The 14,341-nt window shown below is 73.1% G+C and carries 10 protein-coding genes and 1 tRNA gene; 5 read left to right on the forward strand and 6 right to left on the reverse strand.

The window, feature by feature from the left end:
• Window positions 1-473: 473 nt before the first annotated feature.
• Window positions 474-4,037 (reverse strand): AAA family ATPase, encoded by a 3,564-nt coding sequence (locus WME95_RS01860; RefSeq protein WP_437906747.1) that lies wholly within the window; start codon window positions 4,035-4,037, stop codon window positions 474-476.
• 72 nt (window positions 4,038-4,109) lie between these two features.
• Window positions 4,110-5,228 carry a cytochrome-c peroxidase gene (locus WME95_RS01865; RefSeq protein ID WP_437548989.1) on the reverse strand — a complete coding sequence of 373 codons (1,119 nt, stop codon included), beginning with the start codon at window positions 5,226-5,228 and terminating at the stop codon, window positions 4,110-4,112.
• 500 nt (window positions 5,229-5,728) lie between these two features.
• On the opposite strand from WME95_RS01865, the gene WME95_RS01870 reads away from it, so the two are divergent.
• Window positions 5,729-6,568 (forward strand): SDR family NAD(P)-dependent oxidoreductase, encoded by an 840-nt coding sequence (locus WME95_RS01870; protein WP_437906748.1) that lies wholly within the window; start codon window positions 5,729-5,731, stop codon window positions 6,566-6,568.
• Between the two features lie 146 nt (window positions 6,569-6,714).
• On the forward strand, window positions 6,715-6,879 hold the full coding sequence (gene rd, locus WME95_RS01875; RefSeq protein ID WP_437548991.1) for a rubredoxin: 165 nt from the start codon (window positions 6,715-6,717) through the stop codon (window positions 6,877-6,879).
• 469 nt (window positions 6,880-7,348) lie between these two features.
• Here the strand turns inward: rd and WME95_RS01880 are convergent.
• Window positions 7,349-7,421, reverse strand: a tRNA-Ala gene (locus WME95_RS01880).
• A 311-nt stretch (window positions 7,422-7,732) separates the two neighbouring features.
• On the opposite strand from WME95_RS01880, the gene WME95_RS01885 reads away from it, so the two are divergent.
• Window positions 7,733-8,794 (forward strand): hypothetical protein, encoded by a 1,062-nt coding sequence (locus WME95_RS01885; RefSeq protein ID WP_437906749.1) that lies wholly within the window; start codon window positions 7,733-7,735, stop codon window positions 8,792-8,794.
• 147 nt (window positions 8,795-8,941) lie between these two features.
• Here the strand turns inward: WME95_RS01885 and WME95_RS01890 are convergent, their stop codons facing one another.
• A complete protein-coding gene (locus WME95_RS01890; protein ID WP_437906750.1) occupies window positions 8,942-11,119 on the reverse strand; it encodes a hypothetical protein in 2,178 nt (725 codons plus the stop codon).
• Window positions 11,120-11,322: 203 nt separating this feature from the next.
• Between WME95_RS01890 and WME95_RS01895 the strand changes: the two genes are divergently transcribed.
• Window positions 11,323-11,595: a hypothetical protein gene (locus WME95_RS01895; protein ID WP_437906751.1), complete on the forward strand. Its 273-nt coding sequence runs from the start codon at window positions 11,323-11,325 to the stop codon at window positions 11,593-11,595.
• Here the strand turns inward: WME95_RS01895 and WME95_RS01900 are convergent.
• Complete coding sequence (locus WME95_RS01900; protein WP_437906752.1) at window positions 11,538-12,023, reverse strand: hypothetical protein; 486 nt, start codon at window positions 12,021-12,023, stop codon at window positions 11,538-11,540. The genes WME95_RS01895 and WME95_RS01900 overlap by 58 nt on opposite strands.
• Before the next feature lie 79 nt (window positions 12,024-12,102).
• A complete protein-coding gene (argB, locus tag WME95_RS01905; protein WP_012232977.1) occupies window positions 12,103-12,957 on the reverse strand; it encodes an acetylglutamate kinase in 855 nt (284 codons plus the stop codon).
• Between the two features lie 3 nt (window positions 12,958-12,960).
• Between argB and WME95_RS01910 the strand changes: the two genes are divergently transcribed.
• A complete protein-coding gene (locus WME95_RS01910) occupies window positions 12,961-14,274 on the forward strand; it encodes a M20/M25/M40 family metallo-hydrolase (RefSeq protein ID WP_437906753.1) in 1,314 nt (437 codons plus the stop codon).
• The last annotated feature ends 67 nt before the right edge of the window (window positions 14,275-14,341 follow it).

The raw sequence follows: 14,341 nt of genomic DNA on the forward strand, positions 1-14,341 counted from the left end.
CAGCGCTCGGTAGAGGAAGCGGCCTTCCTGAGCTCCACCGCACACCAGGCGAGGAAAATGAGCGGTCTGACGCGCTATTTCGAGGGCGTGACGGGATCCGGCGTGAGGAGGCCCTGCTCGCGGAGCAGATCGAGCTCCGCGGCGAAGGCGTCCCCGCTTGGCCTTGTCCTGGAGGTCGAAGTACACGGGCCGGTACGGACCCTGCTCCGCCAGCGACGCCACGAGGTGCTGCAGGATCGACGTTTTACCGATGCGGCGCTGACCATAGAGCACCACGCCGTGGTGCTGCGGATCGTTGAGCACGCGATAGACGGCGCGAAGGACGTCGCTCCGGCCCACGAACGCCGGGCCGTCCCCGACCGGGTTGCCGGCGATATAGGGGTTGTGAGGAGGATGCGTCATGGCAATGGTGCCCGACCGGCAATGTCAAGGCCGAGGGTATACCAGGAACATCGGTCCGTGCTGTATCCGCGCTAATCCGCCTGTGGCTCGGCGTTGAAGTACTCGCTCCGATCCAGCCCGCTCCCCTCGTCCTCGAACAGGAGCAGGTGCGTCAGCGCGACCTCGTCGAGCCGCTCCCAGTACCAGGCCGGATCCATCGCGATCCGCGCCCTGCGCCCCGCGATCAGCGCCGCGCCCTCGACCTCGTCGAGCTCGCGCGCGGCCGCCCCGCGCCGCCGCGCCGCGGCCGAGCCCGCGGGCGGCGGGGCGAGCGACCTGTGCTCCCACTGGTCCTCGGCGATGTCGGCCGCGTGCGCGACGAAGTGCACGAACACGTGCAGCCGATCATCGCCAGGCGCCTCGCCCGCGTCCCGCTTGTGCGCGACCACCCGGTGGAGCCCCCGCTCCAGCGAGAGGAACGCCCCCGCGTACGCGCCGGTGCAGCGGAGGAGCACGCTCCGGAACCCGCGCTTCGGCTTGTCGAGCGCGTCCAGCACGTCGCCCGCAGCGCGCGGCGGGCCCCACCGCCGGCTCGCCGGCCACGCGCCGTCGCCCGGCCCAGCCCGGTCGCCGTCGATGTGCAGCGTCGCGCCCCACCCGCGCCGCGGGAGCTCCTTGAGGAGCGGCGCGAGCCACCGCTCGAACGCCCCCGCGTCGAGCTCCTCCAGGATCAGCGTGATCGCGTCGCGCCGCGACTCGGTCGCGACGAGCGCGCGGGGCAGCACCTTGCGCACGCCCTCCCACGCCGCGCGCGCCTCACCCGCGAGCCCGCGCACCTCCTCGCTTTCGAGCAGCGCCATCAGGGCGAGCTCCTCGACGCCGTGCATCTCCTCCTGCGCGCGCTCGAGCTGCCCCCAGAGCTCGCTCAGCCGGTGGTGCTCGGCCTGCAGCGCCGCGGCGTCGATCTCCTTGCGCCGATCGCGCGACGGCCCGCTCGCGAGGCTCAGCTGGGTCAGCAGGAAGTCGAGCTGCTCCTTGAGCTGCTCGAGCGGCCCGAGGTTCATCCACCGGTCCACCTCGCGCCGCAGCTCGCCGACCTGCTCGACGCCGAACGCCTGCTGCGCGGCCTTCGCCGCGCGCCGCCGCCGCGCCGCGAGGCGGAGCGCGGGCGTCTCGGCGCGGGCGACGACGGCGCCGTCGGCGGGCGCCGCCGCTTCAGGCTCGCCCGCCTCGGTCACCCACACCGTGAGATCCCGCGCCTCGCCACCGAGCCTCGCCAGCAGCCGCGCGAGCGGCGCCGCGAGGTGCTCCTCGACGTGGCGGCGCAGCGCCCGCGCCCCGTACGCCGGCGCGTGGCCGTCCTCGGCGAGCCGCGCGAGCGCCCGCTCCGACACCTCGAGCGCGACGCCCGCCTCGGACAGCCCGCGGCGCTGGGCGAGGCGCTGCGCCGTGAGGCGCGCGACCTCGGCGAGCTCCGCCCGGGTCAGCGCCCGGAACGGCACCACGCGATCGATGCGGTTCACGAACTCCTGCCGGAACGCGCCCGCGACGACGCGCTGGTAGTGCGCCTCGTCCAGCGCGGCCTGCTCCTCCGGGGCCTCGGCGCCTCGCTCGCCGGCGAACCCCGCCCGCGCGCGCCGCTCCGCCGCGCCGAGGTTCGACGTCATGATCACGATCGCGTTGTGAAAGTACGCCGTCCTGCCGCGCGCGTCCGACAGGCGCCCCTCGCCGAGCACCTGCAGCAGGAGGTCGAACACGGCCCGGTGGGCCTTCTCGATCTCGTCGAGCAGGAGCACGCAGAACGGCTGCTCTCGCACGCGCTGCGTGAGCAGCCCGCCCGCGCCGTCGGTCCCGCGGATCAGGCGATCGGCCGCGCCCTCGCTCGAGAACTCGCTCATGTCGAACCGCGAGAGCCGATCGGGCGAGCCGAAGAGCAGCCCGGCGAGCGCGCGGGCGAGCTCGGTCTTGCCGACGCCCGTCGGCCCCACGAAGAGGAACGCCGCGAGCGGCTTGTCCGGCGGCGAGAGCCCCGCCTTCACAACGGCGATCGTCTCGGCGAGCGCGCGCACCGCGCGCTCCTGCCCGACGACGCTCGCGCCGAGGTCGCGCGCCACGCGGTCGACGCGGAGCGGGAGATCGTCGCGCAGCAGGAACGCCGGCATCCCCGTGCGCATCGAGAACAGCTCGTGGAGATCGCTCCGCCCGAGCGTGACCGGCTCCCCCTGCGCGGTCCGCTCCCGCTCGTGCACGGCGCGCAGGTCCTCGTAGAGGCGGACCGCCTTGCCCGGGAAGGCGCTGTAGGGCAGGTAGCGCTCCGCGAGATCGACGAGCGCCGTCAGCGCGTCGCCCGCGACCGCGGGGCGGTGCGGCTCGACGCGGCCGTCGCGCTCGGCGCGCGCGGCGAGCGCCTTCCGGGTATCGGCGGCCGAGAGCGGATCGATCCGGATGCGGCTCAGGCCCGCGAAGAACGCCCAGTGCTGCCCCTCGAGCGCGTCGAGCCGGTCGTCCCGGAGCTCGCACAGGACGCGCACCCGCCCCTCGTCGAGGTAGGGCCGCATCGCGCCGGCCAGGTCCACGTGTCCCCCGTCGACGCGCTCGGCCAGGAGATCGTCGAGGTTCTCGAAGTAGAGCACCGCGTCGAGCGCGGCGGCGGCCTCCATCACGCCGTGGATGCGCTCCTGCCACTGCCCGAGCCCGCTCATGCCCGCGATGAGCTGCGCGCCCGACGTCGCGTAGACGAGCCGCGTCTGGCGGGCGACATACGCCAGCGCGAGCGCGGTCTTCCCGGCGTGCTCCGGGCCCACGAGCAGCACGCCGAGGCGCTCCTCGCCGTCGAGCAGCGCGGCGAGGCGCGCGAGCTCCGCGTCGCGGCAGGCGAGCGGCGGCGTCGCGAGCGGGCTCCGCTGCGCCGCCACGTGGAGCGGCGTCGCCACCGCGACGAGCGTCTCCACGGCCTTCTTCCGCCGCGCGCGCTCCACGATCGAGGCGCCGCGCGGCCCGTGCCCGCCCGCGCGCTCGGGCTCGGGCAGCGGCGCGTGGAGCACCTCGAGGCGGTGCGCGCTCCCGGGCAGGAGCCCCAGGTGCTCCCAGGTCGACAGGACCTGCGACGCGAGCAGCCGGCGCACCTCGTGCCGGATCGCCGCCTCGATCGGCTCGCCCGCCTCCACGTAGAACGCGTGCCCGAGGCTCGGTACGAGCACCCACGCGTCGCTCTCGCCGCGCTCCGCCGCCGGCGCCTCCCTCTGCCCGCGCGCGTGGAGCTCGCCGGCCGGCACGACGACGCAGGGGAAGCTCACCGGCACCTCGTTCCGCAGCTTGCGCGGCAGGTCGTCGCGCGGGACGGGGACGCTCACGGAGAGGAGCCCTGTCCCTCGCGGGAACGAGAGCCGGGAGACCGCCTCGGGCCGGGCGCGCGCGGCGTGCTCGCGCAGGAAGAGCTGCTGCTCGACGAGGACGTCCTCGTCGCGGCCGAAGCTCGCGACGCCCGGCGCCGCGACGGGGAAGGCGAGGCACGCGCCGTCGAAGCGCTCGCGCACGAAGACGAGCGCCCTCGCGGTGCGCCCGTCGCTCGCGTCGCGAGCCCCTTCCGCGGACGCGCCCGCTCCGTCCTCTGGATCGGGCGCGGATCGCCCGTCGTCGCTGGAGCTCGTGCTCATCCGAGAGGGCGGAGCAGAGCCGATCCGCCCTCCCGGCGCAATCAGGTGAACAGCGCGATCAGCGTGATCCGCTCACGTCGGGTCGGCCTTGGGCGTGGTCGGTCCGCTCGGGGGCAGCTCGGGCTGCTTGATGTAGTCGGTCGGGAGATCGCCGGTGAGCGACTTGAGGAACGCGACGATCGCCTTCACCTCTTCGGGCTTGGCCTCCACGCCGAGCTGGTGCCACGCCATCTTGGTCACCGTCTCGTCGAGCGTCGCGATCGAGCCGTCGTGGAAGTACGGGAAGGTCTTCTCGACGTTCCGGAGGCTCGGGACGCGGAAGAAGAACTTGTCCTTCTCGTCCTTCGTGTGGTCGAAGCGCCCGTTGTCCTTGAGGCCGGGGAACTCCTTCACGAGGCCGAGCTTCTGGAACGTCGAGCCGCCGACGGCGACGCCCGTGTGGCAGGTCGGGCACCCGAGCGAGATGAACTTGTGGAACCCGGCCTTCTCCTCGGCGCTGAGGGCCTTGTCGTCGCCGCCCAGGAACTTGTCGAAGCGCGACGGCGTGACCAGGCCGCGCTCGAACGCGCCGATCGCCTTGGCCATGTTGTCGTAGGTGATCGGCTCCTTGTCGTCGGGGAAGGCCGTCTTGAAGAGCTTCACGTACTCGGGGATCGACTTGAGCGTCGTGATGACCCGCTTCTCGTCCGGCATGGCCATCTCGACGGGGTTCAGGATAGGCCCTTTGGCCTGGTCCTCGAGCGTGGCCGCGCGGCCGTCCCAGAACTGGGCGACGTGGGGGCCCGCGTTGTACGCAGAGGGCGAGTTGCGGCCGCCGAGCTGGCCCTTGTGCCCGGAGGAGAACTGCTTGTTGTCGACGCCGTAGCTCGAGAGGCCATGACACGAGTTACAGGAGATATCGTGGTTCTTCGAGAGGCGCGTCTCGTACCACAGCATCCTTCCAAGGGTCACCTTGTCATCGGTGATCGTGTTCTTGTCAGTCTCGAATTTTGCGGGCAGGACCTTGAAGGACTTGACGTCCTTCGGATCGAAGACGAGCGGCTTCACGTCGCTCGTCGCCGCGGCGGTCGCGGCGGGCTTCGCCGTGTTCGAGGCCGGGGGGGCCTTGTGCTCGTACTCCGCGGATCGTTCGCAGGCGCCCAGCCCGGCGGCGATGAAGAGCACACTGATGAGAGATGAGGGCCAACGCATGAGGTCTCCTGGCTCGTGAGGACGCCGTCCACGGTATGAGAGAGCCGCCGCGGACGTCAACGCGCGCCGCGGCCGCACCGTCGCCGTGCTCGCCGGCCAAGGCGCGGTGCTGGCGGCGGTGGCGGGGGTGCCCCGGGGTGATGCGTGTTACCGGCCGGTTGCGACTCGTGGTCTCGAAGGTAGCGCGATGGATGTCGAGGTGCCTCCTGCGCGCCTATCTCCTCCGAGGTGCGCTCCTCCGTTTCGCCCGATTTCTCCGAGGTGTTGCGCAGCGCGCTCGCGCGGCCCGCGGGGTGTAGCGGGCGAGCTGCGGTAGAGCGGAAGCGTGGAGGCGCGGAAACGCCGGAGGGTGGAAGCGCGGAAACGCCGGAGGGTGGAAGCGCGGGAGCGCGGAAACGCCGGAGGGTGGAAGCGCGGGAGCGCGGGAGCGTGGACGATGCGAGGCCGACCGGCGAGGGGGCCCTTGCGCGCCCGGGGGGCGCCGGGCAACCCTTTCGGCCGTGCAATCGCCGATCGACAGCGGGGTCGTGCTCATCACCGGCGCGTCGTCGGGCATCGGCCGCGCGCTGGCGCACGAGATCGCCCAGCGCGCCCGGGCGCTCGTGCTGGTCGCGCGCCGCAAGGACCGCCTGGAGGCGCTGCGCGCCGAGCTCGCCGCGGCGCGCCCGGCGCTCGCCGTGCTCGCCTTCGGCTGCGATGTCACCGATCGGGCGGCGGTCGACGCGATGCTGCTCGCCGTCGACGCCGAGGTCGGGGGGGTCGACGTCCTCGTCAACAACGCGGGCTTCGGCGACATCGGCGTGTTCGATCTCTCCGCGTGGTCGCGCACCGAGCAGATGATCGCGTTGAACGTGACGAGCCTCGCGTACCTCACGCACCGGCTCGTCGGCCCGATGGTGTCGCGCGGGCGCGGCGCGATCGCGAACGTGAGCTCCGGCTTCGGGCTGACGTTCGGGCCCGGGATGGCCTCGTACGTCGGCACGAAGCACTTCGTCACGAGCTTTACCGAAGCGCTCCGCCTCGACCTCGCCGGCACCGGCGTGCGGGTGACGCAGGTCTGTCCGGGGCCCGTGCGGACCGAGTTCAACGAGGTGGCCGGCAACTTCACGGGCCTCGAGCCCCCCGCGCTCCTGTCGATCTCCCCGGAGCGCTGCGCGCGCGCGCTGGTCCGCGCGGTGGACCGCGACCGCGCGCTCGTGGTGCCCGGCGCGGTGGCGTGGCTCGTCATCCATCTCGGCGTCCTCTGCCCGCGGTGGCTGCTCCGGCTCGCCTACTGGCCGATCGCGCGCGTGCTGCGGAAGAAGCAGCTCGCGGTGCGCGGCGCGCCGGCGCCGCCCTGAGGCGCGCGTCCTGGCGGCCACGGTCGCCGGGGCGCAGGACCTGGGCGCCCCGGCGAGAGCTGCGGACCAGAAGGTTCATCTGCGGCAGTGTCCGCCCTCGTGGTAGCGTCAGGCGCCTCTCGTCGAGCTCCTGAGGAGAACCACGGATGAAGAAATATCGGTGTCTGGTCTGCGGATTCGTCTATGACCCGGCGGTCGGTGACCCCGACACCGGCATTGCGCCGGGGACCTCGTTCGAGGACCTGCCCGACTCCTGGATGTGCCCGGAGTGCGGCGCGACCAAGGCCGATTTCGAGCCGATCGACGAGTGAGCGATCCGAGCCTCCGCGCCGTCTCGGCGAGCCGAGCGCCGCGGACAGCGCGGAGGCGCCGGCGGCGTGAGCACATCGGCTGCGAGGTCTCCGCGCACCGATGTGCTCCTCGGATCGCGCCGCGCGCGGTCCCCGTGGGCTCTCCACCCCATCCACCGCGGATCGGCCTGACGCACGCGGTACGGTGAGCGCCAGCAGCAGCCGCGCGGGCGCTCACCGCAGCGAGGCAAAGGCGACGTCGAGGAGCGCCGCGCGGTGGGCGCTCAGCGCAGCGCGCCGCGATCTGCCCCCGTGCTGATGGGACCCTCCTCTGCGGACGCCCGAGCGGTGTGCGTCACTGCGCAACCGCATGAGCTCGCACGCTCAGCGTGCGCCCGCGTCTCGCGGGGCCATGCGCTCGCGAGGGAGCAGCGATGGCGTGGAGGATGAAGAAGAACGGCTAAGAAAGAGAATGAAACTGCTTCGAGGGTGGACCTGACAGGGATCGAACCTGCGACCTCTAGAGTGCGATTCTAGCGCTCTCCCAACTGAGCTACAGGCCCTCGCTTTCGAGAGCGCGGACTCTACTCGCGGGGGCGCCGCTGTCAAGCATGGATCGCGGTTTTCTCTCCGCCGCCCGTCCGTTGTTCGGGGGCCAACCGGCGGCGCGCACGGGCGGCGTGGAGAGCCCGCGACGGGGGCAACCCGCCGCCTCGGGCCGCCGTGGTCGCCCGTGCGCGCCGCCTGCGAGGCCGGGACCTGGCGCAGGCCGATCGTGCTCCCCTCGGCCGGCGTCGATCTCCGTTGGTTTCGATGAGCCGTGGCCGACACCCCTGTGGTCTTCACTCGAGGAGCTCACCTTGGAGGTGATCGAATGAAGCGATGGATGACGGCCCTCGCGGCCGCGGTGACGATCGTGAACGGCGGGTGCGTCCCCATGGTGCTCACCTCGGCGGAGGAGGAGCCGGAGGAGGGGCCGCCCTCGCGCAGCGCCATCGCCGTGCGGTTCGGTGACCTGTTGTCGGACCCGTTCAACAGGGAGGTGCTGATGAACGGGATGCAGCTCACTCACCCGCTGCACCCCGACACGCTCGCGCTCTTTTTCAGTGATTCCGTGCAGGGCTGCGGCCTGCCGCTGATCGGGCGGGGGCCGAGCCCGCTGGACTCCATTTCGGCCACGGACGCCTTCTGGCAGATCGCGCTCTTCATCCCGCCAGAGCTCAATCGGCCCGGGCTCATCGACCTCAGAGACCTTCGCATCACGACGTACCTGGCCGTCTGGCACCCCTCGTACGGCGGAGGGTCCGCCCTCGGCGACGGGGCGTGGGGGGCCCTGGGAGGGGAGGCGGACAAGACACTCGAGATCGTGAGCAGCGACGCGAGCTCCGTCTCGGTGAAGCTCGAGTGGCGGACGCCGCCGTGGCGGATCGAGCTCAACGGCGTACCGTACAAGCCCGATCTGGACCTCGGCGGCGACTACACGGCCACCTATTGCGGCGCTCCGCCGCCGTCGATCCCGCCCTCACCGGGGCGCGCGATCCCTGGCGCCGCGCTGGCCGCGCCGCCGGGCGGGCCGAGCCCGGATCCCGACGCGCTCCATCTGTTCCTCGGGAGCGGGGCCGAGAGCTGCGCGGATCCCTGGTCGGCCATCGCGTGCACCGGCGCCACGCGCGTGACGTTGAGCCTCCCGCCGGCCTACCAGAAGCCCGGCATCCTCGATCTCACGGATCCGGCCATCGCCGCGTCCTTCGTCCACTCGTGGAGCACGGACTGCTCGGCGACCGAGCTCGTCAGCGGCGTGTTCGACGGCGGCACGATCGAGATCCTGAGCATCGACGCGAGCGGGGTCTCGTGCAGGGTGTACGGGTCCCATACCCAGCTGGACGCCGGACCCTTCGATGCCGACGGGCTCTACACCGCGTCGAGCTGCCCCTGAGCGGTGTCCCCGCGCTCGGCGCCACACCTCCGCGGCGAGGAAGCAGGGCAACGCGGTATTCGGGGCGCGACGGCGCAAGGGATTTCCCTTCCCCGGACGCCTGCCGCGGGCGCGGCGCCGGGGGAGAGCCCGGGCATGAAGCGCTGATCAGTTGGCAGGGCTCGGCGGGGCTGCGGGCGCGCCGGGCGCGCCGGGCGCCGGCGGAGGCTCCGCCTGCGCGCGCGCCTGGGCCTTCGGGTTCTGGAAGATGAAGAGCTTCTCGCGCTCCTCCCCGTAGCTCTCCGTGCTGCCCCACTTCGGGTTCCAGTCCTTCACCCAGTACACCTCTCCGGAGACGATCGCGTCCTCGGGCCGGCCCGTGCGCTCCGGGTAGCGGTAGATGTACTCCTTCATCGCGTCCCGGTACGAGGTGTTCGCCGGCAGCTTGATGCGGGCGAAGTAGTCGCACCAGATCTGGGTGTACGCGAAGCTCTTCGTGTGCAGGAGGTCGAAGTTCGGCGGCTCGCCGGTGAAGGGGTTGATGTGGCGGCCGTCGACCGTGATGGCGTCGACGACGATCGTCCCGTCGTCCATCACGGGGTTCGGCGAGAACATGAACCAGCCCTGGAGGAACCGGAGCTTCTGCGAGAGGACACGCGTCGGCTCGGGGTGAGGCACCTTCCAGCGGTTCTTGATGACCCAGAGCTCGACCGCCGCCTGGTTGACCGCGCCGACGAACATCACGAGCACGGCGAGCTCGCGAAACGTCGCGAGCACCTTCCGGCCGGCCAGCCGGAGCGGCGCCGGCGGGGGCGCGATCTCCGAGCGCTCCGGGATCCGCGCGCCGAGCGCCCGGCCCAGGCTGCGGCGGTGCGCCGCCGCCATCGCCGCGGTCGCCGCGTCGCGCACGAGCGGCAGGCGGAGCGCCCACGCCACGGCGGGGCCGAGCGGGATCGCCGCGATGATGTCGGCGAGCGCCGCCGCCCCCTCGGCCGCCTCGCCGCCAGGACGCCGCGCCGCGAGCCCGTGGGGCGCGGAGCTCGACGCCTCGAAGGTGAGCAGGCCGAACCGGTCCATCCGCTTCAGCACGCGGCAGGCGAGCACGGCGCCCGGCGAGCGCGGGTCGAACAGCACAACGCGGGCCCGGTGCACGCGCCGCATCGTGCGCGCGGCGATCTCCCAGTCCTCGCGGCTGATGAGGAGCGTGGAGAACACGCAGAGCGCCCACGCGAACGGGCCCAGCACGAACGTCGTGCCGAACCCGACGTGGAGCAGGTTCATCATCACGAGCGTGAGCCGCCGCGCCCACACCCGGCCGAGGGGCGACAGCAGGCACACCGGGATGGCCGCCTCGAACGAGATCACCATCCTCGTCATGAACAGGATGAGGAACTTCGGCGCGTAGTCGCGGATGTCCGCCACGATCGGCGTCACCATCCGGTCGACGTAGAGAACGAAGTGGACAGCGGTCCCGTTCTTCCAGGCGGGGCCGGTCTTGTGCACCACGTTGAAGAAGTAGATCGCCGAGAGCTGGATCAGCAGGACGGGCCCGAGGACGGTCACGTAGGCGTCCGGCTTCCGGGGGTCGTCGAGCGTGGAGCGGTCGTTCAGATCGTCCGCGGTCCGCTCGCGGCTCCGCTTCATCGACGCGAGGAGCGCGTCGACGGAGAAGCGATCGCCCAGCGGCAGGAAGCACGTCCAGAGCAGCAGCAGGTTGTGGACGACGTAGCCGCCGTTCTCGATGAGCAGGACGCGCCCGTTCATGCTCGTGACGAACACGAGCGAGAGCACCTGCATGAGCTTCGTCTTCCAGCCGATGAGCAGGCAGACGTAGGTGGCGAAGATCACGGCCCAGAGGACCCAGAGCTCGCCCGGCGTGGAGAAGGCGTTGACGAGCGAGAAGTTCCCGCCGCCCTGCGGGCGCCAGAGGTTCACGTGGTTCGGCAGGACGCCGATGTCCGCGAACATGTCGGACCACGCCCAGCTGCGGCGGAACAGGTCGCCGATCAGGAAGAAGCCGAGCAGGATGCGCGTGAAGCCGAGCGTCCGCCGGTCGAACGTGAAGAAGCTGTCCCGGAGGATGTCCCACATCGAGGGCCCGCGCGGCCGCGGAGGCGGCTCCGGCTCCGCGCCGTCTTCCTCGTCGTGCTCGCCCTCCGCGGCGCCATCGTCCCCGGCGGCCCCGTCGCGCAGCGCCGCGCGCGCTGCGCCGTCGCCCGCGCGCGCGCCGTCGCCGGAGCCTCTGGCGGCGGCGGCCTCCGGGCCTGCTTCGTGGCTCTCGCCGGGGTCCTCGTTCCGGGGCGCGCCCTCGGGCCCACCCTCGTCGCGATCGTCTTTTGCGTTCATAAGGCGTCGAGATCGATGCTGCGCGAGCGGAGCGCTCGCCGTTCCCATCCCCTACCTACCGCAACCGCGCTGGCGCCGCACGAGGCGACCAGGGGCGCGACGGGCGAGCGCGCCGCGTCACGCCCTGTGGGCAGGATCGCGACCGCACGGCGCGCTTGATACGCGCGGCGCGGGACGGTAACGAGGAGGGCGACGTGCGCCCCATGCCCAACGCGCCCGACGCGCCCGACGCGCCCGACGCTGAAGAGCGCCTCGCGCTCGCGAGCTGCGCCTTCGTGGCCGGCTGCATCCTGCTCGCGCCGCGCGAGTGGATCTCGGCGGGGCTCTCGCTCGCGCTCGCTGCGGCGCTCTTCGGGTGGCACCTCCGGCGGCGCGCCGCGGCCCCGAAGGGAGGGCCGGCGGCGCTCGCGCAGGGCGCTCAGGGCGCGCCGGGTGAGCCGGGTGAGCCGGGTGAAGAGCCCCGGGCGCCCGCCTGAACGCGCAGCGGAGGGCGGCCGAAGCGGGCGCGCACGCGGTCGGCGACGGCGCGCACCCGCGGCGCACCGAGGAGCCGCCGCTCCAGGCGCCGCTTGCCGGGGACGTCGAGGAGCATCACGCCGATCAGGATCACCAGCGCGCCCGGACCGGGGATGCCGGGCAGCGACAGCAGGATCCCGAGCGCGACGGCCATGACGCCGAGCACGTTCTTTCCGACGCGCGCCGCCATGCGCACCCAGGCCGGGCGTCCTTCCAGGAAGGGCGCCTCCTCCTGCCTCTCCAGGTAGTCCTCGGGCAACCGGACGAGCACGACAGTGACGAGCGCCATGCCCGCGATGAAGCTGGCGATGCACACGCCCACGCCGATGGCGAGCTGCTCGCGGTGCGCGTCGACGAACGCGCGCGCTGCTCGGGCGGCATCCGTCATCGATGAGGCGGGGAGCATACGGCGGTGAGGCAGGGAGCATACGGCGCGCGGCCGGCTCGGGCGAGTCGGGCCGGGCGGCTCAGGGGACGAGCACGGTGCCGATCGAGCCGGGCTCGCTCGCTTCACGCGCGAGATCGCCCGGCTTGAGCCGCCCCAGGATGTGGATGCGGCGGACCCCTTCGGCGAGCGCGGCGAACGACTCCTCGAGCTTCGGGATCATCCCGCGGGTGACGGCGCCGCTCGCGATGAGGGCGCGCCCCTCGGCGACCGTGAGGCTCGGGATGCGCGAGGCGGGATCGGCGACGTCGCGCAGCACGCCCGGCACGTCGCTGACGAGGAAGAGCCCCGCCGCGCCGAGCTCGATGGCGACCCGGTTCGCGACCGTGTCGGCGTTGATGTTGTACGCCTGCCCGTCCGCGCCGGCCCCCAGGCAGGCGAGGACGGGCAAGTAGCCGCCGCTCCCGAGCAGCTCGAGCAGCCCGCGATCGACGCCCGTGATGTCGCCGACGAGGCCGAGGTCCACCGGCTCGGGCCCGGCGCCGGCGTAGACCTGCGGCGGCCGCTTGACCGCCGAGAGGGCGGGCCCGCTCGCGCCGTGGAGCCCCACCGGCCTCGCGCCCGCGGCGACGAGCGCGGCGCAGAGGTCGACGTTGAGCTTGCCGGCGACGACCATCTTCATGACGTCGAGCGTGTCCGCGTCGGTGACGCGCTGACCGGCGACCTGCCGGACGGGGATGCCGAGGCGCTCCTGCAGCCGGGTGGCCTGCGCGCCGCCGCCGTGGACGACGATCGCGCGCGCGCCTGCGCGGGTGAGCGCCGCGAGGTCGCTGGAGAGGATGGCGAGGGCAGGGCCGCCCACGACCTCGCCGCCGAGCTTGATGACGAGCGGGCCCGTCGCCGTGGTCACGGGTGCCTCCGCGCTGCTCTGGGACATTTCATGAAGGGCACACGTACCACTTCTGCTGCGGCCAGGGCAGAGGTCGCCGGCGCGCGCGAGGTGGTGGCAGCGTGGTGGCGGCGCGAGCGGGCGCCGGCGACCTCGGGCGGGGCGGCGCTCGGCCCTCCGTGGCTTCCGTGGCATGCTGGCGCGGTGATCCAGGCCCTCCGACAGGCGCTGTCCAGCCGCGCGGAGCCGATGCTCGCGCTCCTCGAGCGGCTGGTGAACCTCAACTCGTTCACGGACAACCCGCGCGGCGGCGACGCCGTGGGCGAGGTCCTTGCCAACGAGCTCTCGACGATCCCCGGCCTGTGCGTGCGGCGGTTCGCGAGCGCGCGCTACGCGGCGCACTGGGTGGCGGAGAGCGAGGCGGCCAAGGCGTCGCCGGCGGGGCACGTCGCCCTCGTCGGGCACCTCGACACGGTGTTCCCCCCGGGGGTCTTCGAGGGCTTCCGCCTGGACGGGGAGCTCGCGCGCGGGCCCGGCGTGCTCGACATGAAGGGCGGGCTCGTGGTGGTGATCGAGGCGCTCAGGGCGCTCGAGCGGATCGGCGCGCTGCCGGCGATCCCGGTGCGGTTCGCGATCGTGGCGGACGAGGAGGTCGGGTCGCCCGAGGGGCGCCCGCTGCTGCAGCGCGAGCTCGCGGGCGCCGCGTGCGCGCTCGTGTTCGAGGCGGGGCGCGAGGTGGACCGGATCATCACAGCGCGCAAGGGCACGGGGGGCGCGACGGTGAGGGCCACGGGCAAGGCGGCGCACGCCGGCAACGCGCACCGGCAGGGCGCGAACGCCATCTGGGCGCTCGCGCGCTTCGTCGACCGGGCGCAGCAGCTCACCGACTACGGGCGAGGGGTGACCGTCAACGTCGGCAAGGTGAGCGGAGGGCAGGGCAGGAACACGGTGCCCGACGCGGCGGAGGCGCAGGTCGACCTCCGCTTCGTGAGCCGCGCGGACGGCGAGGCGATGCTGGCGGCGCTCGCCGCGGCGGCGCGCGAGGCGGCCGCCGAGGTGCCCGGCACCGCCGTGCAGGTCGACGGCGAGATCGCGCGGTCGCCGCTCGCGCGGACCGACGCGAGCGCGGCGCTCTGCCGTGAGTACGCGGCCTGCGCGCGGGCGGCGGGGCTCGGCGACGCCGAGGCGCCCCTCCTCGGCGGCGGATCGGACGCCAGCTCGACGGCCGAGATCGGGATCCCGTCCATCGACGGCCTGGGGCCGCGGGGGAGCGGCTTCCACACGAAGGACGAGCTCATCGAGGTGGGCACGCTGCTCCCCAAGGCGGAGGCGCTGGCGGCGTTCCTGCTGGGCCGGCGCGCCTGAGGGGCTGACGGGCGGCGCGCGCGACTCCGACGCTCGCCTGCCGCGGGCTGCTACGTGCGACCCCAGT

Source organism: Sorangium sp. So ce327, assembly GCF_051530205.1.
Taxonomy (GTDB): Bacteria; Myxococcota_A; Polyangia; order Polyangiales; family Polyangiaceae; genus Sorangium; species Sorangium cellulosum_B.

Excerpts from the sequence above, each read along its gene's own strand:
- argB (WP_012232977.1), bottom strand. The coding sequence starts at position 12,957 with ATGTCCCAGAGCAGCGCGGAGGCACCCGTGACCACGGCGACGGGCCCG.
- WME95_RS01890 (WP_437906750.1), bottom strand. The coding sequence starts at position 11,119 with ATGAACGCAAAAGACGATCGCGACGAGGGTGGGCCCGAGGGCGCGCCC.
- WME95_RS01895 (WP_437906751.1), top strand. The coding sequence starts at position 11,323 with ATGCCCAACGCGCCCGACGCGCCCGACGCGCCCGACGCTGAAGAGCGC.
- WME95_RS01910 (WP_437906753.1), top strand. The coding sequence starts at position 12,961 with ATGAAGGGCACACGTACCACTTCTGCTGCGGCCAGGGCAGAGGTCGCC.
- WME95_RS01900 (WP_437906752.1), bottom strand. The coding sequence starts at position 12,023 with ATGACGGATGCCGCCCGAGCAGCGCGCGCGTTCGTCGACGCGCACCGC.
- WME95_RS01865 (WP_437548989.1), bottom strand. The coding sequence starts at position 5,228 with ATGCGTTGGCCCTCATCTCTCATCAGTGTGCTCTTCATCGCCGCCGGG.
- WME95_RS01885 (WP_437906749.1), top strand. The coding sequence starts at position 7,733 with ATGAAGCGATGGATGACGGCCCTCGCGGCCGCGGTGACGATCGTGAAC.
- WME95_RS01860 (WP_437906747.1), bottom strand. The coding sequence starts at position 4,037 with ATGAGCACGAGCTCCAGCGACGACGGGCGATCCGCGCCCGATCCAGAG.
- rd (WP_437548991.1), top strand. The coding sequence starts at position 6,715 with ATGAAGAAATATCGGTGTCTGGTCTGCGGATTCGTCTATGACCCGGCG.